Annotated in this window: 24 protein-coding genes; 9 read left to right on the forward strand and 15 right to left on the reverse strand. The window is 44.3% G+C overall.

Annotation, left to right across the window (positions count from 1 at the left end):
• The first annotated feature begins 219 nt into the window (after window positions 1-219).
• Complete coding sequence (locus tag ACE1CD_RS19525) at window positions 220-663, forward strand: COG3650 family protein (protein ID WP_374791658.1); 444 nt, start codon at window positions 220-222, stop codon at window positions 661-663.
• 155 nt (window positions 664-818) lie between these two features.
• On the opposite strand, the gene ACE1CD_RS19530 is transcribed toward ACE1CD_RS19525, so the two are convergent.
• The 3 genes from ACE1CD_RS19530 to ACE1CD_RS19540 all read right to left on the reverse strand — a co-directional run bounded on the left by ACE1CD_RS19530 (window position 819) and on the right by ACE1CD_RS19540 (window position 5,108).
• Window positions 819-1,655, reverse strand: a complete 837-nt coding sequence (locus ACE1CD_RS19530; RefSeq protein WP_374826041.1) for a M90 family metallopeptidase — start codon at window positions 1,653-1,655, stop codon at window positions 819-821.
• 190 nt (window positions 1,656-1,845) lie between these two features.
• Window positions 1,846-2,664 (reverse strand): NAD(+) diphosphatase, encoded by an 819-nt coding sequence (gene nudC / locus ACE1CD_RS19535; RefSeq protein WP_374826042.1) that lies wholly within the window; start codon window positions 2,662-2,664, stop codon window positions 1,846-1,848.
• A 602-nt stretch (window positions 2,665-3,266) separates the two neighbouring features.
• Window positions 3,267-5,108 carry an ABC transporter ATP-binding protein gene (locus ACE1CD_RS19540; RefSeq protein ID WP_374826043.1) on the reverse strand — a complete coding sequence of 614 codons (1,842 nt, stop codon included), beginning with the start codon at window positions 5,106-5,108 and terminating at the stop codon, window positions 3,267-3,269.
• A gap of 329 nt (window positions 5,109-5,437) precedes the next feature.
• On the opposite strand from ACE1CD_RS19540, the gene ACE1CD_RS19545 reads away from it, so the two are divergent.
• The 6 genes from ACE1CD_RS19545 to ACE1CD_RS19570 all read left to right on the forward strand — a co-directional run bounded on the left by ACE1CD_RS19545 (window position 5,438) and on the right by ACE1CD_RS19570 (window position 9,472).
• On the forward strand, window positions 5,438-6,052 hold the full coding sequence (locus tag ACE1CD_RS19545) for a class I SAM-dependent methyltransferase (RefSeq protein WP_374826044.1): 615 nt from the start codon (window positions 5,438-5,440) through the stop codon (window positions 6,050-6,052).
• Window positions 6,053-6,579: 527 nt separating this feature from the next.
• Window positions 6,580-6,936: a Mo-dependent nitrogenase C-terminal domain-containing protein gene (locus ACE1CD_RS19550; protein ID WP_374791668.1), complete on the forward strand. Its 357-nt coding sequence runs from the start codon at window positions 6,580-6,582 to the stop codon at window positions 6,934-6,936.
• A gap of 10 nt (window positions 6,937-6,946) precedes the next feature.
• Entirely contained in the window at window positions 6,947-7,219 is a 273-nt protein-coding gene (locus ACE1CD_RS19555; protein WP_374791670.1) for a cupin domain-containing protein, read from the forward strand.
• Between the two features lie 33 nt (window positions 7,220-7,252).
• Window positions 7,253-7,396, forward strand: coding sequence for a hypothetical protein (locus ACE1CD_RS19560; protein ID WP_374826045.1), 144 nt, complete (start codon window positions 7,253-7,255; stop codon window positions 7,394-7,396).
• Window positions 7,397-7,532: 136 nt separating this feature from the next.
• Window positions 7,533-8,324: an RNA ligase family protein gene (locus ACE1CD_RS19565; RefSeq protein ID WP_374826046.1), complete on the forward strand. Its 792-nt coding sequence runs from the start codon at window positions 7,533-7,535 to the stop codon at window positions 8,322-8,324.
• Window positions 8,321-9,472, forward strand: a complete 1,152-nt coding sequence (locus ACE1CD_RS19570) for an AAA family ATPase (RefSeq protein ID WP_374826047.1) — start codon at window positions 8,321-8,323, stop codon at window positions 9,470-9,472. Before ACE1CD_RS19565 ends, ACE1CD_RS19570 begins: the two co-directional genes overlap by 4 nt.
• A 425-nt stretch (window positions 9,473-9,897) precedes the next feature.
• Here ACE1CD_RS19570 and ACE1CD_RS19575 read toward each other — a convergent pair whose 3' ends face one another.
• The 3 genes from ACE1CD_RS19575 to ACE1CD_RS19585 all read right to left on the reverse strand — a co-directional run bounded on the left by ACE1CD_RS19575 (window position 9,898) and on the right by ACE1CD_RS19585 (window position 16,488).
• A complete protein-coding gene (locus ACE1CD_RS19575; RefSeq protein WP_374826048.1) occupies window positions 9,898-12,840 on the reverse strand; it encodes a filamentous hemagglutinin N-terminal domain-containing protein in 2,943 nt (980 codons plus the stop codon).
• Window positions 12,841-12,868: 28 nt separating this feature from the next.
• Window positions 12,869-13,345: a GUN4 domain-containing protein gene (locus ACE1CD_RS19580; protein ID WP_374791679.1), complete on the reverse strand. Its 477-nt coding sequence runs from the start codon at window positions 13,343-13,345 to the stop codon at window positions 12,869-12,871.
• A 101-nt stretch (window positions 13,346-13,446) separates the two neighbouring features.
• Window positions 13,447-16,488 carry a poly(A) polymerase gene (locus ACE1CD_RS19585; RefSeq protein WP_374826049.1) on the reverse strand — a complete coding sequence of 1,014 codons (3,042 nt, stop codon included), beginning with the start codon at window positions 16,486-16,488 and terminating at the stop codon, window positions 13,447-13,449.
• Window positions 16,489-16,578: 90 nt separating this feature from the next.
• Between ACE1CD_RS19585 and ACE1CD_RS19590 the strand changes: the two genes are divergently transcribed.
• Complete coding sequence (locus ACE1CD_RS19590; RefSeq protein WP_374826050.1) at window positions 16,579-16,794, forward strand: hypothetical protein; 216 nt, start codon at window positions 16,579-16,581, stop codon at window positions 16,792-16,794.
• A gap of 67 nt (window positions 16,795-16,861) precedes the next feature.
• On the opposite strand, the gene ACE1CD_RS19595 is transcribed toward ACE1CD_RS19590, so the two are convergent.
• Window positions 16,862-17,389, reverse strand: coding sequence for a hypothetical protein (locus ACE1CD_RS19595; RefSeq protein ID WP_374826051.1), 528 nt, complete (start codon window positions 17,387-17,389; stop codon window positions 16,862-16,864).
• 31 nt (window positions 17,390-17,420) lie between these two features.
• Window positions 17,421-17,579 (reverse strand): hypothetical protein, encoded by a 159-nt coding sequence (locus tag ACE1CD_RS19600; RefSeq protein WP_374826052.1) that lies wholly within the window; start codon window positions 17,577-17,579, stop codon window positions 17,421-17,423.
• Window positions 17,580-17,746: 167 nt separating this feature from the next.
• Between ACE1CD_RS19600 and ACE1CD_RS19605 the strand changes: the two genes are divergently transcribed.
• A complete protein-coding gene (locus tag ACE1CD_RS19605) occupies window positions 17,747-19,156 on the forward strand; it encodes a Rieske 2Fe-2S domain-containing protein (protein ID WP_374791683.1) in 1,410 nt (469 codons plus the stop codon).
• Window positions 19,157-19,337: 181 nt separating this feature from the next.
• Here ACE1CD_RS19605 and nifT read toward each other — a convergent pair whose 3' ends face one another.
• From nifT to cysE, 7 genes are all read right to left on the reverse strand, one after another.
• Window positions 19,338-19,541, reverse strand: coding sequence for a putative nitrogen fixation protein NifT (nifT, locus tag ACE1CD_RS19610; RefSeq protein ID WP_374791685.1), 204 nt, complete (start codon window positions 19,539-19,541; stop codon window positions 19,338-19,340).
• Window positions 19,542-19,546: 5 nt separating this feature from the next.
• Window positions 19,547-19,804: a nitrogen fixation protein NifZ gene (locus tag ACE1CD_RS19615; RefSeq protein WP_374791687.1), complete on the reverse strand. Its 258-nt coding sequence runs from the start codon at window positions 19,802-19,804 to the stop codon at window positions 19,547-19,549.
• A complete protein-coding gene (nifV, locus tag ACE1CD_RS19620; protein ID WP_374791689.1) occupies window positions 19,804-20,925 on the reverse strand; it encodes a homocitrate synthase in 1,122 nt (373 codons plus the stop codon). The genes ACE1CD_RS19615 and nifV overlap by 1 nt, the downstream gene beginning before the upstream one ends.
• Window positions 20,926-21,097: 172 nt before the next feature.
• Window positions 21,098-21,235, reverse strand: a complete 138-nt coding sequence (locus ACE1CD_RS19625) for a hypothetical protein (protein WP_374791691.1) — start codon at window positions 21,233-21,235, stop codon at window positions 21,098-21,100.
• Window positions 21,236-21,318: 83 nt separating this feature from the next.
• Window positions 21,319-21,846, reverse strand: coding sequence for a Dps family protein (locus ACE1CD_RS19630; protein ID WP_374791693.1), 528 nt, complete (start codon window positions 21,844-21,846; stop codon window positions 21,319-21,321).
• 88 nt (window positions 21,847-21,934) lie between these two features.
• The gene (locus ACE1CD_RS19635; RefSeq protein ID WP_374791695.1) at window positions 21,935-22,180 is read right to left on the reverse strand and encodes an Asr1405/Asl0597 family protein; all 246 of its coding nucleotides are present in this window, start codon (window positions 22,178-22,180) and stop codon (window positions 21,935-21,937) included.
• A gap of 4 nt (window positions 22,181-22,184) precedes the next feature.
• On the reverse strand, window positions 22,185-22,820 hold the full coding sequence (gene cysE / locus ACE1CD_RS19640) for a serine O-acetyltransferase (RefSeq protein WP_374791724.1): 636 nt from the start codon (window positions 22,818-22,820) through the stop codon (window positions 22,185-22,187).
• Between the last annotated feature and the right edge of the window lie 1,033 nt (window positions 22,821-23,853).

Here is a 23,853-nt window from a genome sequence, read left to right on the forward strand (position 1 = left end):
AACGCAGATAAGAAAGCGATGTCGCCGGACAGGATCTGAATAGTCTATCGGGGAACAATCGGCAAGGAAGGAACATCAGCCAAGTTAGCTGCAACAGACTTGCCTGAATTTATGCGATCGCTTATTATTTCATGCTTTGCAGAAATAGTCGATCGTCTGTTGTATATCCAATTAGCAACACAAAAATTAGGGCGACAATCTAGCAGGAGACTATATTAAATGAAGTCTTTACCTTTATTGGCTATTGTGCTTGGTTTTGTATCTGTTGGTTTGGGAATGAGTGCATCGCTTGCGAGCAAGATCGGAAACTCTAGTTCTCCCAGCAGTGACACCAATGTTATTTCTCAAACTACCCCCAATGCTGAAGAATTCATCGCCAGAGGTACTGAACCATTTTGGAATGTTACCGTTAATCGCCGTGGCATTGTCTATTCAACACCAGATGTCAGAAATCGACGATATCCATACACCGCACCCTTAACAGCAATGGGTCGTCCTGCGGATTTAGTACGAGTGTATCGACTCAACGGTCAACCTAGCGGCGTACTGGTGATTAAAAAAGTTGATTCTTGTAGCGATGGAATGTCAGATAATGTTTACCCCTACGATGCAACTCTAATCTTAGGTAATCAAGTGCTGGAAGGTTGTGCCCAAAGAAGGTAATCTAGACACCGCAACGGGAGAGGGAGAGTGGGGGAGCGGGGGAGCGGGGGGGCAGGGGAGCGAAAGAATAAATATTTTCCCTTTTCTTTTTGACTTTTGACTTTTGACTTTTGACTTTTGACTTTTGACTTTTGACTTTTGACTTTTGACTTTCCCTAGCCCCTAGTTATATCCCATTGCACAGGAGCGAGTTGATAGTAGCGTTGCAGTAGCTGATAAAGTGCCGGATGCTGATTGTGCAATTGGTGCGGTTTTTCAAAGAAAGTCTCAGTAACTACGGCAAAAAATTCGGCGGTGTTTGTTGCACCATAGCTATCGATTACTGTCTTTCTATCTAGTTGAACATCATCACAAAGGCGCTGATATTCTTTCGTCATCACATCAGCCCAAATGAGATAATCTGAGTTTTGCTGCAAAACAGGAACTCCGTCAACTTTACCATCCTCTCCATCTAACTGGTGAGCGAATTCATGAAGCACGACATTATGCCCATCCCTCCAGTTGGAAGTGTCTTGTTTCACCTGCTCCCAAGATAGTACTATCTGGTCATTTGTCCAGGATTCTCCCAGTCTTGCTACAAGTCTTTCCTCAACAATATAATTTCCAGTAGAAGTTGTTTCTTTAGCCAAATAAGTGCTGGGATAAACCAGAATCGAAGCAAGTTTGGGAAAGTAGCTTTCTCGCTCGTTGAGCAGGAGCAAACAAGCGACAGCAGCAATGGTAATCTTCATTTCTTCCGTCACCTGTAATCCGCCACAACCGATGAATTGTTTTTCTGATAAGAATACTTGAATATGCCCCTGAAGTCGTCTGCGTTCGCCTGGATAAAGTCTGGTGTAAATAGGCAGATTATTTTCAATAATAGCATTCCAAATAGGTGGAAAAGGACGATTCTTTAAACTATTTCGTCGTCGTTTTCTAAGGATTGGATAGCCAAAAATCCCAGTAAGGATTAGTCCAATGATGAGAAAAACTATAATTGTTTTAAGCATTATATTTTAAGCGCGATCGCATTTTGAGGGGTAAGAGCCATCTCTACCTCTAAATTAGACATTTCCAAAAATTCTTGTGGGGTAGGCATCCTGCCTGCCCTTTGAGATTCTTTTGGAGGAGATGTCTAATGTGAGGCGATCGACTCGGCAGCAATCTGCTTTGTGCGATCGCACTGCACGTCGGGATGACTCAGTGAGTCGAGACAAACCAGTCGATCATTTTGCGGGCAATGCTCAGTTTAGACGGAAGCTGTGGAAGGTTGTGTTTGGTGAACCAGGCAGCATCTACCAGCTCTTGCGGTTCGAGTACGATATCGCCACCGGCATAGGTAGCTGTAAATCCAATCATCAGCGAGTTTGGAAATGGCCAAGGTTGGGAACCGAAATAGCGAATATCTTCGATCGCAATCCCAACTTCCTCACGAACTTCCCGTGCGATCGCTTCTTCCAGTGATTCTCCCGGTTCCACAAATCCAGCGATCAAACTGTACATTCCCACTGGAAAGCGGGGGGCGCGTGCCAAGAGTAGTTCGTCACCACGAGAAATCAGCACGATCGCCGCTGGAGACAGGCGAGGATAATTGACTAATCCACACTTGGGACAACGCTTGGCACGTTCATGGGGCAATTGGGTTGTGGAAGTGGCACAATGACCGCAGTATTGATGTGTGCGATCCCACTCCACGATTTGAATCGCACGACCGCTGAGGGCAAACAAGTCGTCGTCTAAACTCCCATACAATTCACGCAGCCCGCACCAGGTCATGCCATCAGGGGCGAGAGCATCCTTGGGAAGTTGGGCCGAGTAACAAGGGCGATCGTCCAGAGTGCCCAGAAATTGTGTCCGGATCGGCACCAAACCGATCTCTGTGAGATCGATGGCGTGAGGTATTTGGCTGAGTGTTCCTTTGCGGTGAACCAACAACTTATTTTCCGCAAAGGCGAACCACCAAGCAGGTTCTGACTGTGTTTCAGGGGGAGTGATAGCAGGGATGAAGATTCGATTCATTCTAGATTGAAAGTGGCATCTGGTATTGGGACAGTTGAAAATCTGTCTTAAGGTCAATCGCCAAATTCTGCGATCGGCTGGATGATTATAGCTGTGAGGAGTGAAAAGTGAACTGAAACGAAAAGCCCTTGGAGTCGAAACACGGACAGACGCCCAAGGGCTTTTCAGTTGTCGGGCAATTCCTGTAGGAATCTGAACCATTAAAACCGTAGCGGGGCAGACGGGCAGAGGGAAAAAACGAGGAATTCAAATAAAACCCAGATTAGGCTTGCAAAAACGAGCCAATATCATTTAGGCTGATTTTATTTCGTTATTTTCCGAGAGGAGCGCAAATGCCCGATTCCAAAAATAATATCCTCAAGATAGATGCAGGAACTCTTGTGTTGATTATATCTGCCCTTATACTTTTGCCCCTTCTGTTGGCTGGCTTCTTCTCTCAATAAGTATTGTTTGACAAGCAACTGAGTCACCCGATTTTGGATTTTGGATTTTGGATTGATTCCGCCTTAAAAGGAACAAACTTGAAATTCGGAATAATTTTTTGCTGATTACCCTTGAAATGGGAGGCTTGAATCCCCTTTGTTCGGTCATCAGCAGATATTCTACTGATATCCCGCTGCCTGAATTGAAAAAAGCTTTTGGTAAAGTCCCTGTGCCTTTAACAATTCGGCGTGAGTGCCTTCTTCTAAGACAGTTCCTTCCGATAGCACCACAATTTTATCGGCTATACGCACAGTAGAAAAGCGGTGAGAAATCAGCACAACCATTTGATTTTTAGTAAGTTGCGATAAACGTTCAAAAATCTCTGCTTCTGCCATCGCATCCATTGCTGCCGTCGGTTCGTCCAACACCAAAATATCTGCTTCAGTTCGCATAAATGCGCGTGCGAGAGCTATTTTTTGCCACTGTCCGCCAGAAAGTTCCGTTCCTCCTTTAAACCATCGCCCCAACTGAGTAAAAAACCCTTTAGGCATAGATTCGATAAAAGCTTTAGCCTGACTCTTTTCAGAAGCAATCTGCCAACATTCTAAATCTTCTAAATTTTCCACATCGCCAACACCGACATTTTCTCCTATTGTAAATTGGTAACGAACAAAATCCTGAAAAATAACGCTCATGCGTCGGTGCAGTACCGATATGTCCCAGGACTGCAAATCCAAACCATCCAGCAGAATGCGTCCTCTAGAAGGTACGTACAATCTCGTTAAAAGCTTAATTAAAGTAGTTTTTCCAGAGCCATTTTCACCGACTATGGCCAGTTTTTCTCCAGGTTTCAGATGTAGGGAGATTCCTTTTAAAGCTGGTTGGAATTTTCCCGGATAAGTGAAATAGACATCCTCGAAGCGAACCCCATCGTTGGGAATTAAACCAAAGGTAGCTTGACCATTAGATTTGGGGATTTCTTGTTCTAGAAATTCATATAAGTTGGATAGATATAAGTTATCTTCGTACATCCCACCGATGGAGGTAAGAATGGAGGAAAAAGTAGACTGTCCTTGACGAAATACCATCAGGTACATGGTCATATCTCCAAGGGTGATGCGATTTGCGATCGCTTCTAGTACAATCCAAGCATAAGCAAGATAAAAAGCTCCTATACTCAGCAATCCCAACAAGAAACCCCAAAATCCCCGGCGCACAGTCAAATCCCGGTCTTCGCCGTAGAGTCGCTGAAAAATATCCCGATAGCGTTGTAGCAACATTGGCCCCAACTGGTACAGTTTAACCTCTTTGGCGTAGTCTTCTCTAGCAATTAAAGTTTCCAAGTAAGTTTGCTGTCTCGTTTCCGGAGAACGCCACCGAAACAGGCGAAATGCTTCCAACGCAAAGCGAGTTTCGGCAACGAAGGCAGGTACGGCAGAAAAAGCGAGTATCGGTACTGTCCATACTGAAAATTGCAGCAACAAACCGCCGTAAGCGACCAGGGAAAGTCCATCTTGAACTAACTTGAAAGTTCGGTTTACTAAACTCAAAGGACGACTTGATGCTTCTCGCCGCGCCGTATTCATTTTGTCATAAAATTCGGAATCCTCGAAGTAGGAAAGGTCGAGGGTGAGCGCTTTTTCTAAGATGAGGACGTTAACTTTTTGCCCTAATTGAACTCGCAGTAAAGATTGGCAGAGGGAGAGACTTCTTTGCGTACCTGTTAATAAGATAACTAAGAGAGCCTCCAGTCCAACATAACTTAAAGCAATGGTGCGATAATTTGTTTGTGCTTCCCCAGAAGTATGGACTACTGCATCTACAATTAACTTGCCGATGTAAGCTACTACCCCGGGTAGCAAACCAGCAATTAGGGTGAGGATGGCAAGAACGATTGTGAGGATGCGGTTTGTCTTCCAGACTAAGATTATAGCGCGAGCGTTGTACTGGAATAGCCCCAAGTATTGGCGTAGGCGTTGCCAAATTAGTCTTGCAGCATTGGCTTTTTTACGACGAATCATGTTTTTTATATGCCGTCTATAGGTTGTACTATCTCATCTATATTCGGATAATTGCTCTCGCTATCTTTTAAGATGGTGATGAATGCTTGTATTATGGTAGAGTAGAGGCGACTGGGTAGAAGTCGCTCTCACCTATACTTTAAACAAAAAACTGGCTTTCGTGTTTTTGTGGTGATAATAGAGATTTATCTAATCGTAGGGTGGGGGACGGCAATGGCGATAATTTCAGCGTTTTTAACCAATAATTTAGTTCCCCGTACCGTAACCCAGCATCGCACTCAACTGTAACCTTAATGAATACTTTATTCTATAAATCTGAGAAACCCGAAATGACCGACAATATCCCGAACAAAAAAGAGCAACTTTTTGATTTGTGGGCACCTAACTACGATTGGCTTTTTACATCAGTTTTTTACCAAGCTATCCACGTTAGGCTACTAGAATATATCAATTTACCGCCACAATCTCACATTCTGGATCTTGGCTGCGGTACGGGAAAGCTACTCAATCGTTTAGCAGCTAACTTTTCCGATTTACGCGGTATTGGGCTGGATTTATCCTCCCAAATGATACATATTGCTCGTCTGAAAAATTGTCATCGTCCTCGTCTGATTTATATAAAAGGAAATGCCGTTGCTCTTCCTTTTGCAGATAATGAGTTTGATGCGGTTTTTAATACTCTAAGTTTTCTCCACTACCCCGTACCCGAACAAGTTTTTCAAGAAGTAAGTCGGGTGTTACATCCCCAAGGATGCTTTTATCTAGTTGATATAACAACTTGGAGAAAATTCGATTCGGAATATGAGTATAGAGCTTTTTTGCCTAATAATATCCGATTTTATAGTCCAAAGGCACGGGAAGGGTTAGGGAGAGAGGTAGGATTAAATTGTTTGGGTCACTACTATTTGTTAGGGCCAGTTCTGTTGACGATTTTTGCTAAATAAAGCACGCACAAAAAAATCGCAGATTGCAGATTTGGCGCGTGCATAAGTTTTATTTTTACTGAAAATGAAATCAAAGAGGGGAAGTTAGCTACGCTGCAAATATTTAAAGAAAGTTTGTCACTTTACGATGAAGGAAAGTTTCCTGATGCGGCGTGAGTGTTTGCAGAGTGTTTGCGCCAGAGTAAAGGCGATCGCGTGGCGAAAATCTATTTAGAACGCTGTCAGCAGGATTAGATCGATCGTCTGTGCAAAGAATTTTCCGATCTCGACCCATACCTCATAAGTGCGAACCATTTTGGCCATAACTCGTTTAATATACAAACCGCTTAATTTTCAGATAATCATTCTTTATATCAAGCGGTTGAGGCGCGATCGCCGCTCAACCCTTTATCACCGTTAAGCACAACTTCACCAAAACATTAAAACTTTTTATTTATTCCTTTACCTAATAAGTGCTTTACCTTTGTATAGTGGAAATAGCAATAAGCAAACCTGTTAATTACGAAACAAAGCAACAAGTTTAACTTATGAATATGATGTTGACAGACAATCGGGATGCTATTCTACCTGCTGCAAGCACCTGTTCTCAACAAAGTCTACAAGCTGCCAAATTCACCAAACCCCAATTCGATTTGCTGCAACCTGTGCGTCAGTGGCTTGACCAAATCGAGGTTCGGGACGCCAAATTTGCTAAATTGCTCTACAAAGTTATTCCCGCTCAGTGTCCGTTTGAACGCGATATCATACTCTTCGGTCACAAGGTAGCCCACATTCCGCCCTTGTGCAAGCTCAATCCGCTTTACGATCAATTAGTAGGTTTGCGTTTTCGCGCCCTTTGTTATTTAGTCGATCGATGTGGTATTGATATAATGTCTTACTCCTGAGCGAAGTAGAATGGACATCAAAATTGAACGCCAACCCAGTCAAGAATATCTCAACCGATTGGGAGTATTGAAATGGCCGATTTGGACTAAAGAAGTATCGGAATTTCCCTGGACTTACGACGAGGCGGAAACTTGTTATTTCCTGGAAGGTGATGTGGTGGTAACTCCCGTTGGCGGACAGTCGGTGCAAGTAGGTAAAGGTGACTTAGTGACGTTTCCAGCGGGAATGTCTTGCACTTGGAACATCAAGAAAGATGTCAGAAAGCATTATATGTTTGGGTAATTGGTAATTGTTCGTGGTTTGCGGTTAATAGCAATGAACAATCAACCATTATCATCTAGCAACTTTGCGGAATTCCTCAAAGAAGCGATTGACTTTGTTGAATTAGAAGGAGTGGGGGAGTGGGAGAGTGGGGGAGTGGGGGAGTGGGGGAGTGGGGGAGAAAATGTTTGTAGATGAAGTTTTGCATAGAGATTGCCAGCGAACATAATTATTTTGTATTATTATGTAGTATTATGGTTTAAGCGAGCGGCTATTGTTTTGATAATAAGGGTTAATAAGATATTTAATTATAGCATAATAAGGTAGTTTTCTGATGGAAAAGCAGATTCACAAATATCCGCGCACTCACCACATTGAAGGTTCGCGATCGCAACCTGGAGATGAAGATTTAGATAGCGTACCTTTTCGTGCGATCGCTAACAAGTATGTTGTGATTGAAGAAAAAGTAGATGGCGCAAATGCTGCCATTAGTTTTACTGACGACGGTCAAATGCGATTGCAAAGTCGAGGACATTATCTCACAGGAGGAGAGCGAGAAAAACATTTTAATTTATTCAAACAATGGGCTTACAGTCACGCGGCAGCTTTTTGGGAAGTACTGGGCGATCGCTATATTTTATATGGCGAATGGCTATATGCCAAACACACTGTTTTTTACGATTACTTACCCCACTATTTTCTAGAGTATGATGTGCTAGATATCGCAGAAAATCAATTTCTCAGCACTCAGAGTCGCAAACAATTACTTTCCGGATTGCCGCTAGTTTCAGTACCAGTTTTATTCACGGGTACAATTCAATCTTACAAGCAAATGACCGGATTGCTGAACAACTCTCATTTTATTCAACCCGGACACTTAGAAAGACTGCGGCTATGCTGTCAGGAAAAAGGATTGGATGTAGAGCGATCGCTCAACCAAACCGATGCCAGTACTCTCATGGAGGGATTATACATCAAAGTTGAAGAAGAAGCAATAGTTACCGACCGTTATAAATACGTGCGTGCCAGCTTTTTAACCACAATATTGCAATCAGACGGTCATTGGTTAAATCGTCCCATCATCCCAAATCAACTCCGTCCCGACATAGATTTATTTGCCTTATGAATTCCACCCAACTTTTATCGCCATCTTGGACATTTCCTCACTGTCCCGCATCGCCAAATTGGACGATCGATTGGTCAGCACTTCTGGCAGAATTTGATTGGCTGCAATCTCTGCAAAACTGTCCCCAAGACCCGCGCTACCATGCAGAAGGCGACGTTCTCACCCACACGCGCTTAGTTTGCGAAGCGTTAGTTTCCTTATCGGCTTGGCGAGAATTACCAGCAACAGAACGTTCTGTTTTATTTGCCGCTGCATTACTGCACGATATCGCCAAACCGACTGCTACTATTATAGAAGAAGATGGCAGCATCACATCAAAAGGTCACGTTCGCCAAGGCGCAAAGATGGCGCGACAAATCCTCTGGCAATTGCACGTACCATTTCATCAACGAGAAGCAATAGTTGCTTTGGTGCAATATGGTAGTCTGCCATTATGGTTTTGGGATAAAACCAATCCGCAACGTGCTGTAATTAAAGCGAGTCAATTAATTCGATGTGATTTGTTAGCATTATTGGCAGAAGCAGATGTGAGAGGTCGCGAATGTGAAGATCGAGAACAATTGCTAGAACGCATTCAGTTTTTCCGCGAATTTTGTCAGGAAAATGAATGTTTCGATCGACCGCGACATTTCCCCTCCCATCACAGTCGATTTGTGTATTTCCAAAAAGAAAACGGCTATCCCGATTATGCTGCTTTTGACGATACCCGATTTGAGGTAATTCTGATGTCAGGATTACCCGCTTCCGGTAAAGATTATTGGATTCGCAAAAATCTGCCAGATAAGAAAGTAATATCGCTGGATGAATTGCGAAAAATATTGAAAATCTCGCCTAGAGACGAGCAAGGTGAGGTGATCGATCGAGCCAAAGCAATGGCAAAAGAATACCTGAGAGCGGGTCAATCCTTTGTTTGGAATGCTACAAATATTTCTCGCCAATTGCGTTCTGGTTTGATTAGTTTATTTTCCGGATATCAAGCACGAATTCGCATTGTTTACTTGGAAGTTCCTTGGGAAGAATTGCTGCGACGCAATAGCGATCGAGATGCGATCGTCCCCGAAGCTGTAATATGGAAAATGTCGCAGCGATTGGAAGTGCCAGACATCACCGAAGCTCATGTAGTAGATTGGCTTGTCGATGCGGGATAAAGTCAAAAGTCAAAAGTCAAAAGTCAAAAGTCAAAAGGCGAAAGGCGAAAGTCAAAAGTCAAAAGTCAAAAGTCAAAAGTCAAAAGTCAAAAGTGAGATATAGTCCGGTTGTATCGTTAGTAGAAAAGCAGTCCGAAAAATTATATGTGGGAGATAGGGGGTTAAATTTTTACCGCAGATGAAGACAGATAAACGCAGATAAACGCAGATAAGAAAGAGATTTTTTTGGGGAAACGTTGCTCCCGAAGATGATATTACTTACAGCAGATAGCAATCGCTTGTGGTACACCTTTAATCTGCGTTAATCTGCGTTAATCTGCTTTCATCTGCGGTAAAAAAAATATTCAAAAAAGTACGTTGTTGCGCTTTAGCGCTAAAGCGCAACAACGTACCTAATCAAATCTTGTATTCTCTATTCGCAATTCTCAATTCTGAGATGTCTGACAATTAGGATGAGTTAATGCGGGACTGTGCGGTGTAACGTTAGCAGCATTAGCGGTGAGGACAACCTTACCATCAGGATCGTATCTCCAACCAGTAGCTTCGACAATTCCATTAGTAAGAGAAGTTTCTTTTCTCCCCCACTCTCCCACTCCCCCACTCTCCCGCTCCCCTGGTGTTAATCTTAGATCGATCCAACTACCTTGAGGCTCAAGTGCTTGCAGGGGATTGGGCGGTAAACCACCTCTACCGATAACGGTAAATTGACTTCTGGGTGAATTCCCACGGCGACAAGAAGAAGCAACTAACGCAGTCGCATCGATGAGATTTCCTGGCAATTCTATCAAACCAGCACTGGGATTAACATCGGGAGTGTTGACTGTAACGGTACCGCTTAAGGACGAATCTGCACCTGTGGCGGTGATGTCGCTAGTAGAGAGCAATGCGGGATCTAAAAGGTTGGTATCGTTAGTGTTGAGTAGGGTTTGCAGTTCTTCCGTAGTGCGCGATTGTGCGCCAAAAATACCTTGAGCGTTGATGGTGACCGTACCGCCTCTATCATTGAGAGAATTGGCGCTGATATCGCTATTTTCTAATGCGACGAGGGTATCTGTGTCGATCGCAATATTGCCGCCGATGATATTATTTCCCTGTGCGTTGGTAGTTATCCTGCTATTTTGACGCAATATTAAAGAGGAAGATCGCAGGCCGATACTAGCTTGATTTTGTGCGGTAATATCGCCGCCGACAGTTTCCGTGCTGATTTCTGTCTGATTCTCCATATATATGGAATCCGCTGCGATTGTGATGTTTCCTGCCGTACCGTTCCCCAAACTGGTACTATTTAATGTCGCACCATTGGTGATGGAAAGGTAACCTGTCGCAATATCGATGCTACCGCCATTACCTACAGCACTATTTTCTGCTGTGCTGGCTACCGTAGTGGGCGAGCTGTCGCTGGCCTTACCATCCAAGGATACCCGATCGCTCGCGACGATCGTCACATTGCCGGCGTTACCTTTTGCAAAGGTGGTCACGCCCAATGTAGCGCCTCCCCTCACACTCAAAGACTTGGTGGTGATATCGATATTACCGCCTTCACCCACGGCATTCTCTTCCACTGTACTCAAAGCTCCACCAGCCGAGTCGATGCTACCCGTACCATCAAAGGAGACACTATCGCTGGCGACAATATTTATATTTCCGGCTTTACCCTGTGCAAACGTGCTGGCACCCAATATAGCGCCTCCCGTAACGCTGACAGACTTGGCGGTAATGTTGATGTTACCTCCAGCACCCACAGCGTTACTTTCCTTTGTACCCACGGTGCTGGCTACTCCACCGGGCCCACCGTTGCTATTGACGCCATCAAAGGAGACGGTATCGCTGGCAATAATAGTGATGTCTCCTGCTTTACCGTGTCCTAAAGTACTGGCATTCAGTACTGCACCCCCGGTAAGGTGCAAGGAATTGGTCGTAATGTTGATGCTACCGCCATCACCGAAGCCATTCTCTTCCACGCTGCTGGTGGCTTGGCTGGACGCGCCTTCGCTATTTTGACCGTCAAAGGAGACGGTATCGCTAGCAACTATAGTTATCTTTCCGGCGTTACCTTTTCCAAATGTGCTGACATTCAGGAGAGCGCCTTCGGTAACGTTTAAGGATTTGGTGGTGATGTTGATGTCACCTGCATTACCTACAGCCTCGTCTTTTACTGTGCTGGCGGCTTGGCTGGACGCTCCGTTGCTACCCGTACCGTTAAAGGTGATGCGATCGCTCGCTATAATTGTGATGCTTCCTCCGTTACCTTGTCCGAATGTGGTGCTACTCAGCAGGGAACCTTCGGTAACGGTCAGCGATTCACTGTTGATGTTGATGTTGCCGCTATTGCCGATAGCATCGGGATTGAGGTTGTTTTCTATTGTACTCGAAGCAATTGTCAAAGCTGCGATCGCATTTAGAGATATGTCTCCTGCGATTGTTTCTGTTGTCCCCAAGCCTTTGCCTATGCCAGCAGTCAAGAGACTGTTTCCGGAAATATCTATATTTCTGCCACTGATGGCAATGCTACCACCAGGATCGCCGATCGTATTAATACCAGTTTTATTGATAATTGACACATTTGCTAATGGGACAGGCGAGACGCCTATCCCACTATCGGGAAATTGTAGAGATGTTTGATTAATTGTCTTTACATCAGTATTTACTCCTACTGTTCCTTCTCCTGTCAATCCACCCAACTCAACACGACCGCCGGCACTCTGCAAAATGCCGCCATCAATAATTACATTGCCGCCGACTAATGCTAAAGTATTGCCGTCTCGAACTTCTAGGGGATTTAAGCTGCGATCGAAACTTTCTTTTGTGCCAGTAGTACCGAATTCCTGACCTTTTCCTTGCACGCGAATTTCGCCTGGATTCGCGCCATATTGCAAGCCAACGGGTACGTTGACGCTCAGCAATGGCGTTTGGGTATTTGTGGTGCTAAACTCTATGCGATCGGCAAATTTGACACTGTTCGCCGTAGAAGCAAAAAACGACCCACCGATATTCAACTTTGCGTTAGGGCCAAAAATAATTCCATTTGGATTGAGTAAAAATAAGTTAGCGACGCCGTTAGCGCGAATTAACCCATCAATATTAGATATTGTGTTACCCGTTACCCTGGTAAATATATTCTGGATATCCAGCTTATTGTTGAAAAATACTTCCGTACCTGTGAGTACGGAAAATTCACTAAAACTGTGAAATAAGTTGCTACCTGCTGCGGTTCCTCCTTCTATGAAGTTGGTATTACCCTGTGGAGTAACTGTGGAATTTACCGGCAGCGTTGCATCGGGGATGATTTGGCCGATTGCGTGTTGCGCCAACGGATACATCCAGGAAATAAATAATGCAGGCCAAAACAGGAAAGCGTATTTTTTCATAGCCGTCAATTTATTTTAAGTCAGGTCGTTATTCGATTTGACAATTACTCGCACGTTCCAGGAGTAATCGCCAGCCAGCGGAAGCAAAACGCGCCAGCCAATACATCCAAAAAGAAGTCGGAACTAGCCAAGTAATCGGTAAATGTCCGACAGGTGCATCATCAGTGAAAGTTATTTCATTGTAGCCGATCCATTTTTCACCATTCCGCCATCCTACTCGTTCGGCAAGTTGCGCGTAATCTTTGTTAACTTCATTGTAAATTTTATTGATAATGCTGAATCCAAAACGTCCTTGGCTGTAATGAATCCACAGTCGATCGATCTTACGCAATTCTGCACAAGGAAATTTTTTAATATCGTCTTGGGTCAGCAAGCAATCTTTGCGTTTATCTGCACCAGCAATTGATAACATCAGTGTTCTGGTTTCTAAATCTGCTTCTTGCCATCTTTTATTAATGAGTAAGTTGCGTAATTTTGTATAGTCCGGGTTAATGTTTGATATCATGTTTGGTGGATAAGTGGGATGAGGATATTTTTTTACCGCAGATGTATGCAGATGAACGCAGATGAACGCAGATGAAGAATGGAAAGTTGGGTTTTTTTATTTTAATTGAGTTGTTGGGTAAGGGTTTCTCGATCGCACACGACTATCTCCCATTTATTATGGGGATTTGATATGCGATCGTAATTAAATCGATCGATAAACTTTTTGGCGATTTGTTCAATTTCGACAAGCTGGGATGTTGCGGAAATTTCTAGACCTAGTATCGCACTGCTGGTGTGATTTTTGATGATGATTTCCGGCCAAGGTCTGACTGATATGTTGAGTTGTCTTTCTAAATCTATGACTAATCCGATGATATGTCCTAACAGCCAGCCTGAGTAGATTTCTCTATCAGTTTCATTTGCAGTTGTTGCTGTCAGCACTAAAAATTGTGGCGTTTGTGTATGTAAATCGATTATCTCAAATATGTTTGACCAACTGATTCGATCGGCTAACGCTTGTGCGGCTAATTTGGCGGCGCGATCGAATTCGCTTTGCAATATTTTGGCGGTCGAACGGCAAACATTTCGCGCACTATTTTGACATGGTTCAATTGCTGTGATAATTGGTAACCAATCTTTTGACAAAACGCGATAATTTCTGCCTGCTTCACTTAGCGATATTGGCTGACTCCAATCGTGTTGAGATAATTTTTGGAAAAAATGTACCAGCAAATTTTCTGTTTCTGGAGATGTCATATCCTGCGGATAATTCTGACAACTCCAAGCGGCTAACAACGTCCAAGTAAAGTTACCCAAAAACCCCCAAGCGTTACCGTGAATTTGCCGTGCTTTGGCCCATCCTCGCACCGCACGCAATAGTTTTTGGAACGACTCGAAGGGTAGCCGCTGAGTGACAGTTTGGACGATCGCATCTGCTTCTAAACAACCTAATACTGCTTTCCAACTCACCGGATCGAATTTTGACGGTAACGCTGCTTGTAATTGTTTTAGTTTAGCGATATCGTGGGTTGTGCGAGCGACAAGCAGATCCAGACCAACCCCTTCTATCTGCATCCTCAACACTGGCATGATGGCATCTTCTACTAATATTGATTTTTCGCACAAATCTTGCAATTTCTGTTGCACGCTTTGCAAAAATGCCTGCGCGGATAAATCGGCAGGAATTAAACACATCGCATCGATATCGCTATGCAAAGTCTGCACTCCCAAACGTGCGGAACCCAATAAATGTAACGATGTTGGAAAACCCAAACACTCTTGACAAGCTTGTTGTAATACTGATAAAATACTTTCTCGATGCGTTTGTTGTTCTGGCGAAAGTTCGGGTGACAGTTGGTTCGCAATTTGCATCAAATTGCTGACAACTTTATTGGAAACAGATTCAACTTTTCCTGTCTCCAACTCTACCAAGTAACGCACCTGGAAAGGTTCGTCACCCTTGCGGCTAATTAAAGCGATCGACTCCACAGGAAAAGTGAGGGGATACCACTCAGGTAACTGGGATATCGCTGCTTGTGCTGTGCGAAACTGACCGACACTTAAATGCGGTGTAAATCCGGCAGATGATTTGGTGCTTTGCTCGTTGCACTGGGGAAATATTTGTTGTAAAATTGATTGTAATTCATCCAGCGCTGATGGCGGTTCGGCAACGGGACGCAACCAAGCCGTACAGCTGGAACGATGTGTAAAAGTAGCGAAATTTTCTAGGGTAATTGCAAAAGGTTTTATCTCTTTTAGCGCTTGAGCGATCGCATTGGCGGCTGACTCAAAATATTCCGCCGGTAAAAAACCGTACAACAGGTTAATATGAGGCATCCAACGATCGAATCTGCGATCGAAACGGCGGCGAATCGTCTGAATTGGTGACCAAATTTCCGCAGGTGGAATTACTACGACCGCACTTTGATAAACTGGAGGTATTGTTTGCAACAATAAATCGATCGAAGATCGCAATACCGCTTTGATGCCAAAATGATCTGAGGGATAGAGAGTTGCTTCCGTATCCGGAATTGCTTCGTTCGCAAACAGTTCGATCGACTGCGGTATCCAACGCTTATCCTCATCCCGCAACAGAATGCGATCTAATCGCGCCACTTCTCCCGTTAAACTCATCAATGCTGCTAGCGGATTTTGTTGCGGGTCGAAAGTGTAACCGGCTGCTTCTGGATGCAATTCCTGCCAAACATCAATATAGTTATTTGCCGTCAATATTTCTGCCAGTTCATCATTTCTGGTATTAAAATCTCCCACAATTAGGCAATCACCCGGTTGCGTTTTCAGATATTCCAGTAATATACTGATTTGATGGGTGCGTTTTTCGATCGCATTGCGTGCGCGATCGCTGGTCAAATGCACCGCCGCTACCTGCAATTGCTCATCGTTTACCAGCCAAGTTCCTACCAGCACTCGCTTGTGCTGTGAATACTCATGTTCGACTAAGGTAAATGGCAACTTCGATAAAATTAGAATACCATGAGAAGGAAGCGTCGAGCCAGAGGGCGATTCCGAAATAAAGTAATCGCGTACCCAATCTTGCGTTAACAAAAATTCCAGTAGTGGTAGCGTTACTTCTTGGAGAGCGATAATATCTGCATCGCCAGAACGCAGATGTGCGGCGATAACGGGAATACGCTTTGCTGTTTGAATAATCTCCGATTCGTAGGTATCGCAAAGAACATTCAAACTCACTATTTTTAAAGTATTTGATTTGGTTGATGTAGTGCGATCGACTGCTTGCCAACTTAGTGATATATACTCGTAAACGGGTCGCGCTTTAAATGTCGATATTGTAGATTTGCTAGTAGCCGAGTTATTTATTTCTGACGTAACGGGATTTATTTGCGCTTGTGCTGGCGTTACCCATGCCGCCGGCGGTAACTCATCTGTAGAGAGAAGATCGAGATGACGATCGCGATCCCAGACGATCGTATCTTGGCAGCGAAAGTAGCGGATGCGATGCCAGGGAATATCTCCATCTGCTTGCCATTCTACCAGGGGTTTTTCCCAAATCCTCTCCTCCCACCTGCGATCGCGATAGCCGATCGTAAAAGCGTTCGCATTCAACCGCGCATCCCATACAATCCGATGGTATACTTCGCGACTGGTAGCCATTTTTTGCTTTTCTGAGTTCGGCTTCGACATATGATTTTTTCCGTGTCATCGCTCCCGATCTCGATCGGTATGTACACAACTATATAATACAGAGATGTACCTGGCCTACCGAAGCGATAAATGGTTTCACCGGAATTACTTACCACTATCCAAGGGCTTACCCGTGCAGATAAGCTCTACATTATGCAGGTTTCGATCTCTGAACTAGCCCAACAAGAAACAGATCTAATCAAACCTGAACAATCCTATCCTGTTTGCTCGCCTTACGATGCGTTTGAAGCCGCAAATACTATGCTCAAAGTGCTGCAAGATAGCAAAAATGAAAACAATGAGTAACGCTCAAAGATATCCTTTTATCTGTGCTGACACTGCACTGGGGGAAGCTGGCTTTCGTCCGTAGCATTTACCCCACTCTCAGCAATTCATTGAGTTTGTTTTTCAAATCTGAAGATACCATTAGCGGTTGATAAACTTCACCCTGGTATGGTTTCCAAACATATCCCGAATTGAAAGAGCGAAAACTGGGGAGCGATCCAATTTCCTGCCAAATTGTTTCAGCTAAAACTAAGCCCGGAAAAGATTGAAAAGAAGTTTCTGCAAGTAACTCGCTATAGGTTCTAAACTCGTCTACTTCTAAACCAACTAAAGCATAGCGAAACTTGGGAGCAAACCGTAAATGTTGATAGAGAAGAATACCGATTTCTGTCATAATATAAGCGGTTTCTGGTGTGTCTATTCCCACTTCACCGATCGCGCTAGGAGAAACTCGACACCACCAATTATCCTCGATATCCTGAAAAATTCCGGTGTGACATTGGGATTGGTTATGATTTGAAAGAACCCAAGAAACTCGATCGAAATAGCGAGAAAACTGCTCGGCAGCAGTCTGTTGTGTACCACATTCAGCCGATAAGCTAAATATCCATGACATTGCTGTTCTCCTTTTGATTGCCTCGACTCATTTAACTTTTTCCCAATCGTTTTGAGTATTTGCCAGTGCAGCCTCGTATTTCTCTAATAACATTATCAATACCAGGTCGAACTCCTAATAATCGAGCGCTACGCCCCACTTTAGGTTTACCGTTTTCCTCTGCCATCCCTCGGTAGTAGAGTTTAGCCATGACAAGTCACTTTGCGATCGGCTCTATCATACTAAGTTTTGCAAAGTTGGGATTGCGTTAGTCGAGTGCGAAATATATCAATAGACTATATTTAGGCTGACCGCTGACTTATGCAGAATTGTTAAGATATATAAAGAAACATCTCTCTAACCAGACAAGTTTTGGGAATGCTGACTCAAGAGCCGATCGAAATAACTCAATCCAACGAGCTGCCGGCGGGTGGAACTGACCCCACGCGCTTTGACAGCAAAGAAGCTTGGTATCCCGTTCACTACATTGAAGATTTAGACAAATCAAAGCCGACCAAATTTACGCTGTTGGGTCAAGACCTGGTAATTTGGTGGGACAGAGAAGCGCAGAGTTGGCGGGCATTTGAGGATCGGTGTCCTCATCGTCTCGTACCGCTTTCTGAGGGGAGAATAGCCGAAGATGGCTTGTTGGAATGCCCTTATCACGGTTGGGCCTTCAAAGGTGATGGCAAGTGCGATCGCATTCCGCAACAACTTCCCGGTCACACAGCTCACGAGTCCAAACGCGCCTGCGTAGCATCCCTACCCACAGCAGAACGACAAGGATTGCTTTTCGTTTATCCCGGAAAGCCGGAAAATGCCCCCAAGGTTAAAATCCCCATTGTCGAACCAATGGTAGAATCGCCGGATGAGTGGATTTGCCTCAACACCTTTCGGGATTTGCCTTACGATGCCTTGACTGTGATGGAAAACGTCCTCGACGCCAGTCACGTCCCCTTCACCCATCATCGTTCTGTGGGAAATCGCGCCAATGCCGCCCCAGTGGAACTGGAAGTGGTACAATCTGGCAAACAAGGCTTCAAAGGTATTTGGGAAGAAGGGCCGCGCAAAGGCAAGCTGGGACGGCAAGACACCACCTTCATCGCCCCCACCCTGATGTGGCACGACCTCACCTCGAAACAATTTGGCAGAACGCTGACTGTTGTCTACGCTACCCCGATTCGCAAGGGAGAATGTCGCGTATTTGCGCGTTTCCCGTTTAAGTTTTCTTCCAAGTTGCCGGGATTGTTTATTAAGCTAACTCCGCGCTGGTATTCCCACATCGGACAAAACAACGTTCTGGAAGACGATCAGATTTTCTTACATTATCAAGAACGTTATCTGGAAGCGAAAGGTGGCAGTGTTAATTATGCTAAGGCGTGTTATCTGCCAACTCGTGCAGATTCTTTCGTGTCGTCATTGCGAAAGTGGGTGAATGAATACGAAGCTGACCCGTTTCCGGGTGAGAGTTTGTCGCCACCATTATCTACAGAAATTTTGCTCGATCGCTACCATTCCCACACGATAAAATGTGCCAGTTGCCGCAAAGCACTTGCCAATATTAAACGTATGAGATGGGGAATCGGAATTGCAGGTGCGATCGCTTGGATAATCCTTCCTATCCTCGCCCTCACTTTCGCCAATTCTGCCATTCTCCTGACAATTATCTCATCTGTGATGACCTTGGCAGCCGGATCTGCATGGTTTTGGTTGGGCAAACTGGAGCGACAATTGTATCAAGGACGCCCCGTACCTATGCGAAATCTGCCAGAAAAGAAAAAGGAGTAAGATGGGACTCGCCCCTCTGTACTCCTCATCGTCCATGTATGTGTAGCGATCGATGTTTATAAAGACTTACGCAACTGGCGCTCCGAAAAACCGGGTTTCTGCGTCTATCTTTTGCTCCAAAGCCACGATTTTTCATAGAAACCCGGTTTCTTTGCGTAAGTCATGTGTGTAGAGATTGATTTTAGGCGATTCTTTTAGCCTCCACAGTTTGCGGCAGTTTTAAAGGTTGTTGCAAATCAGAAATTTCTAACTCCCATCCATTAGCTAGGGTCAAAATTTTTCCCGCAGTTCCCGGTCTTTCGTCAACAACTTCCTCTTCTAAGTCTTTCTTAGCTACATAAACGATCAGATGTCCGTTGGTATGGCGGCGCAACATCACTTTCATTAGATTTACTCCACAATTTCTAATTCTTTCTTCCGACAGCCGACAATGAAACCTCTTTCCAGAAAATGCACTGCATAGATGTAGGAGGTTTGTAAATAACTACCGATGCCAACGATATAACCTACTTCGCCTTTTTTGGCTAGCGTTGCACCAATTTCTTGACCGGGAAAAGTCCCGTCATTGCGAATTAATTTGCGAGTCCGCACTTTTTGGGACATTTCAAAGGCCGGGGGGCCATCCAACTCAATTTCATCCGATATCATTATGCGCTCCTCCTATCGTTTGCCAAGTTGAGTAATTCCTGAACAGTTAAACTGCGTTTTACTTGGACAGAAAAATTTCTTACCCGCTCTAAAATTGATTGGGTTTCATCTGGATTAAGCTCGATACCGTGCTGTTGGAATACATTAGAAAGTATATGCCGACCGGAATGTTTGCCGATCGCTAAATATCGCTGCCGTCCCACATCTTCCGGTGCAAACGGTTCGTAAGTGACGGGATTTTGCAGTACGCCGTGAGCGTGAATACCAGCTTCGTGAACAAAGGCATTTTCGCCAACAATTGCTTTCCAAGGTGGCACAGTACCGCCAGATGCTCTTTCGACAATGCGGGAGAGTTCGTGAAAATGCCGCGTATCGATTCCCAGATCTAAATTATAGATTTGTTTGAGCGCCATCACAACTTCTTCCAAGGCGGCGTTACCTGCTCTTTCACCCAATCCGTTCACAGTTGTATTTACAGATTTGGCACCTGCTAAAACACCTGCGATCGCATTTGCTGTTGCCATCCCTAAGTCGTTATGGGTGTGCATTTCTACAGGAATTTCTAACAAGGAAACGAGTTCCCTTACTTTCGCGTAGGTACGGAAGGGATCGAGAATACCGACCGTATCGCAGAAACGAAACCGCGATGCACCTAATTCTTCCACATAGAGTGCGACATCGAGGAGAAAATTTTCATCTGCTCTCGAAGAATCTTCGCCACCAACTGATACATATAAACCTCGATCGAGCGCAAAATTAACGGTTTTTTCTAGCTGGGAAAGCATTACGCGCCAGTCGCCTTGGAATTTAGCATCGATTTGAATATCCGAGACGGGAATCGAGATATGTACTCGCTTTAAGCCGCAAGCGATCGATGCTTCAATATCGCTCTTAACGGCACGATTCCAACCAAGGAGTTGCGCTTGCAAACCTAAGTCCAGAATCCGAGCGATCGCTTTTTGTTCTTCCCGTCCCATCGCAGGAATACCTATCTCTAATTCTTGCACGCCAATCGTATCTAGGAAAAGTGCGATCGCGATTTTTTCTTCGGCGCTAAAAGCAACACCCGCAGCCTGTTCGCCATCTCGCAGCGTCGTATCGTTAATCTGAACTCGATTCATAGTGTTCCTCTCTCTCGTTCGTTTTCAATTTATCCAATACTTTTTATTCCTTTACATAGAGATGGGAAGTTTTTTCGATTCTTGCGGTTCTCATAATTTTTTATTGAAAACCAAAAAATCCCCATTTCCCATCTCTTTATCCTAGTTGCCTGCCATCACAACGCACTGTAAATTAAATGCGTGTCAGTTTGTGGTAAGGCTTAGCTTTCTTCAGCGGAGCTTCAAAATCGCCCATGATTTTTTTGAGCATCTGCTGATATATTAACGCCCACAACAGTAACAAGCCTGCTGAAAAAAACATACTTACCATGAGAGGAGCCTCCTAATGTTAGCTAAAGTTGAAATTGCAGTTTTTACAAATGCAGTTATCGGCCAGAAATTAAACAAATCAATTTATTTAATTAGGCTATCTTCTGCCAGAAAATGAGCCAAATGAAAAGCCCGATCTTCAGTTTGCAAAAGAATCTGCTCGTACAAATAGCGGGTAGCGCGATCGCCTACACTTTCCGCTTGAGTTGCTTGACGACGAATTAAATTAACGATCGCTTGTTCCGCCAGTAAATCATGTTCGACCATCGAACGAGCCGGAAACGTTCCATCTGGTTCTATGGTAAAACAACATAATTCTGCTAGTTTTGTAAAGCTGGCTACGGGTGTTCCTCCCAAACCATTCAAGCGTTCTCCTATACTGTGAACGTGACCTTGAACTGCTTCGTAACTTTCTTGAAAGAACTCATGCAGCGAGTAAAATTCTGCCCCTTCTACGACAAAATGGTGTTTTTGATATTGTAGGTAAAGCGCTTGCAAACTCGCTAGTGCAATATTCAATCCTTCCGTAACGGGAACCGTTACTTCCTGTCCCAATCCAATCGGATTTTCTTGTACTTGTCCAAAAGATTGTTTGAGGTTTACTTGTGCCATTCATTTACTCCAGAATATAAGGATGTGGCTAATGTATTAATTGACAGCTAGTAATGAGTTCTCTTAACGATTCCCAATACGCTAAACTCTATACTTGCCAACATCGCTGCAACCAATCTACTAACTCAGCACGAGAAGCGATGAATTGCAACACAGTACTGCGAACGAGAACAGCTTCGATGCTATTATTAATCTCGACCCGCAAAGAACCATCTGCCGGACACCAACAGGGAATTTTCAACTCTTGCAGACGGTGATGAACTTGCCAGCGATCGCGCCGGGAAACTTGGAGAATATGACCCGTTAAAGTGTCAGAATCCGGAGGTTTAAACATACTGTTAGGAATTGATTGCCTGTAGGTTTTTGAGTTGTTCTTCTAATTGCTCGATCCGAGAAACTAGACTGCGAATTACAGTTGCTTCGGGGTCTGGTAACTTTCCATGTTCCAAAGGACAACCTTTACCCTGCTTAGAAACAATTCGTCCTGGAATACCGACGACTGTGCAATCGGCAGGTACATCTCGCAGCACGATCGAACCCGCACCAATGCGAACGTTATCGCCAATTTTGATATTGCCGAGTACCTTCGCGCCTGCACCGACTACGACATTGTTCCCCAGCGTGGGATGGCGTTTACCGGTTTCTTTACCAGTACCGCCAAGGGTGACACCTTGATAAATCAGTGCGTACTCTCCGACGATCGCAGTTTCGCCAATCACCACACCCATCCCGTGGTCGATGAATGTCCCTTTGCCAATCGTGGCACCTGGGTGGATTTCAATTCCCGTCAAAAATCGCCCAATATGAGAAATTAAGCGGGGAATCAAACTAACTTTGCGGATGTGCAACGAATGAGCGATGCGATGCAAGCACAAAGCGTGAAAACCCGGGTAACACAACAGCACCTCTAACCAGTTACGCGCAGCGGGGTCGCGTTCAAAAATAATCCGAAAATCTGCCAGTATCGCTTGCAGTTCGCTTTTGAGACATCGTTCCCGAGCGATCGAGTCTGTGAGGGATCTACCAATGCACAAGAATTGCTCCTCAAATGGGGAGGCATTGCCAGTCCGTAAAGGGGTGTAAGGCTGTAGCATTTGCGGAGAAGTGGGTGAGTGGATGAGGAGGGGGAGGGGGGGAGTGGGGGAGCGGGAGAGCGGGAGAATTAATATTTTCCCTATTCGCTCTTCCTTAACCCCGACGCCCTATTCCCGACGCCCTAGTTTCTAACTTCTGTTCTCCTGCTTATATCAGATGCCTCTCATTCCAGCGAAAAAGGGCACGAAGATTGGATTTATTAGATTTATTAAGTTTGTACTCAACTTATTCAAACCTATTGAAATAGGCAAGAAAAAAATTTTTTGGGGGTAGGGGTTCTAGTATTTTTCGCCAGAGGCATGAGTATTTATCGATCGGGGTTCTAGTATTTTCTGTACTCAGCCTTACCCAGGCTCTGTCTGGCTTTGAGCCCTTTTTACTTGAGTACTTTTTATGACTGTTTTGATTTGCCAAAGTTCACCAAAAAGCCATCTGGCGGGTTGAATGTAACAAATTTTGTCATCATAAATACCGTTTTTAGATAAAGTGATACTTTAGATACACAATAAAAATTTTATAGGAGCGGGAGAGTAGTCAGATTCAGACTATTCCAGCCCTAGTGAGTAGTTTTTGAGTGCAGCTTAAAAGCTCAAAAAAGGCTATGCAAAATGCCCTCAAAGCCACTCCTAGACTGGATTTAGACGTGAGTACACAGAATTATAGTCCCCTGCTCCATAAATACTTGTACCTCAACCCAAAAATACCAGTACCCCGATCCCAAAAAAAATTTTTGATTCGCTGCGATGCTGATTGGGGAAGGGTTTGAGTCTTTGAGTACAAATCTAATATATTCAATAAATCTGAAGCGGGTCGAATTGTTCTGACTACCGGAAGACGACTGATATAAATTTCATAACGTCAGGCACTTAAGTTTCAGCAGAAGGGAAGATAAACCAAACTTCGCTACTTTTG

The organism is Aerosakkonema sp. BLCC-F183, assembly GCF_041929145.1.
Lineage (GTDB): Bacteria > Cyanobacteriota > Cyanobacteriia > Cyanobacteriales > Aerosakkonemataceae > Aerosakkonema.

What these genes read in the sequence shown, in the direction of transcription:
- ACE1CD_RS19525 (WP_374791658.1), top strand. Translation starts at nt 220, where the DNA reads ATGAAGTCTTTACCTTTATTGGCTATTGTGCTTGGTTTTGTATCTGTT.
- ACE1CD_RS19530 (WP_374826041.1), bottom strand. Translation starts at nt 1,655, where the DNA reads ATGCTTAAAACAATTATAGTTTTTCTCATCATTGGACTAATCCTTACT.
- nudC (WP_374826042.1), bottom strand. Translation starts at nt 2,664, where the DNA reads ATGAATCGAATCTTCATCCCTGCTATCACTCCCCCTGAAACACAGTCA.
- ACE1CD_RS19540 (WP_374826043.1), bottom strand. Translation starts at nt 5,108, where the DNA reads ATGATTCGTCGTAAAAAAGCCAATGCTGCAAGACTAATTTGGCAACGC.
- ACE1CD_RS19545 (WP_374826044.1), top strand. Translation starts at nt 5,438, where the DNA reads ATGACCGACAATATCCCGAACAAAAAAGAGCAACTTTTTGATTTGTGG.
- ACE1CD_RS19550 (WP_374791668.1), top strand. Translation starts at nt 6,580, where the DNA reads ATGAATATGATGTTGACAGACAATCGGGATGCTATTCTACCTGCTGCA.
- ACE1CD_RS19555 (WP_374791670.1), top strand. Translation starts at nt 6,947, where the DNA reads ATGGACATCAAAATTGAACGCCAACCCAGTCAAGAATATCTCAACCGA.
- ACE1CD_RS19560 (WP_374826045.1), top strand. Translation starts at nt 7,253, where the DNA reads ATGAACAATCAACCATTATCATCTAGCAACTTTGCGGAATTCCTCAAA.
- ACE1CD_RS19565 (WP_374826046.1), top strand. Translation starts at nt 7,533, where the DNA reads ATGGAAAAGCAGATTCACAAATATCCGCGCACTCACCACATTGAAGGT.
- ACE1CD_RS19570 (WP_374826047.1), top strand. Translation starts at nt 8,321, where the DNA reads ATGAATTCCACCCAACTTTTATCGCCATCTTGGACATTTCCTCACTGT.
- ACE1CD_RS19575 (WP_374826048.1), bottom strand. Translation starts at nt 12,840, where the DNA reads ATGAAAAAATACGCTTTCCTGTTTTGGCCTGCATTATTTATTTCCTGG.
- ACE1CD_RS19580 (WP_374791679.1), bottom strand. Translation starts at nt 13,345, where the DNA reads ATGATATCAAACATTAACCCGGACTATACAAAATTACGCAACTTACTC.
- ACE1CD_RS19585 (WP_374826049.1), bottom strand. Translation starts at nt 16,488, where the DNA reads ATGTCGAAGCCGAACTCAGAAAAGCAAAAAATGGCTACCAGTCGCGAA.
- ACE1CD_RS19590 (WP_374826050.1), top strand. Translation starts at nt 16,579, where the DNA reads ATGGTTTCACCGGAATTACTTACCACTATCCAAGGGCTTACCCGTGCA.
- ACE1CD_RS19595 (WP_374826051.1), bottom strand. Translation starts at nt 17,389, where the DNA reads ATGTCATGGATATTTAGCTTATCGGCTGAATGTGGTACACAACAGACT.
- ACE1CD_RS19600 (WP_374826052.1), bottom strand. Translation starts at nt 17,579, where the DNA reads ATGGCTAAACTCTACTACCGAGGGATGGCAGAGGAAAACGGTAAACCT.
- ACE1CD_RS19605 (WP_374791683.1), top strand. Translation starts at nt 17,747, where the DNA reads ATGCTGACTCAAGAGCCGATCGAAATAACTCAATCCAACGAGCTGCCG.
- nifT (WP_374791685.1), bottom strand. Translation starts at nt 19,541, where the DNA reads ATGAAAGTGATGTTGCGCCGCCATACCAACGGACATCTGATCGTTTAT.
- ACE1CD_RS19615 (WP_374791687.1), bottom strand. Translation starts at nt 19,804, where the DNA reads ATGATATCGGATGAAATTGAGTTGGATGGCCCCCCGGCCTTTGAAATG.
- nifV (WP_374791689.1), bottom strand. Translation starts at nt 20,925, where the DNA reads ATGAATCGAGTTCAGATTAACGATACGACGCTGCGAGATGGCGAACAG.
- ACE1CD_RS19625 (WP_374791691.1), bottom strand. Translation starts at nt 21,235, where the DNA reads ATGGTAAGTATGTTTTTTTCAGCAGGCTTGTTACTGTTGTGGGCGTTA.
- ACE1CD_RS19630 (WP_374791693.1), bottom strand. Translation starts at nt 21,846, where the DNA reads ATGGCACAAGTAAACCTCAAACAATCTTTTGGACAAGTACAAGAAAAT.
- ACE1CD_RS19635 (WP_374791695.1), bottom strand. Translation starts at nt 22,180, where the DNA reads ATGTTTAAACCTCCGGATTCTGACACTTTAACGGGTCATATTCTCCAA.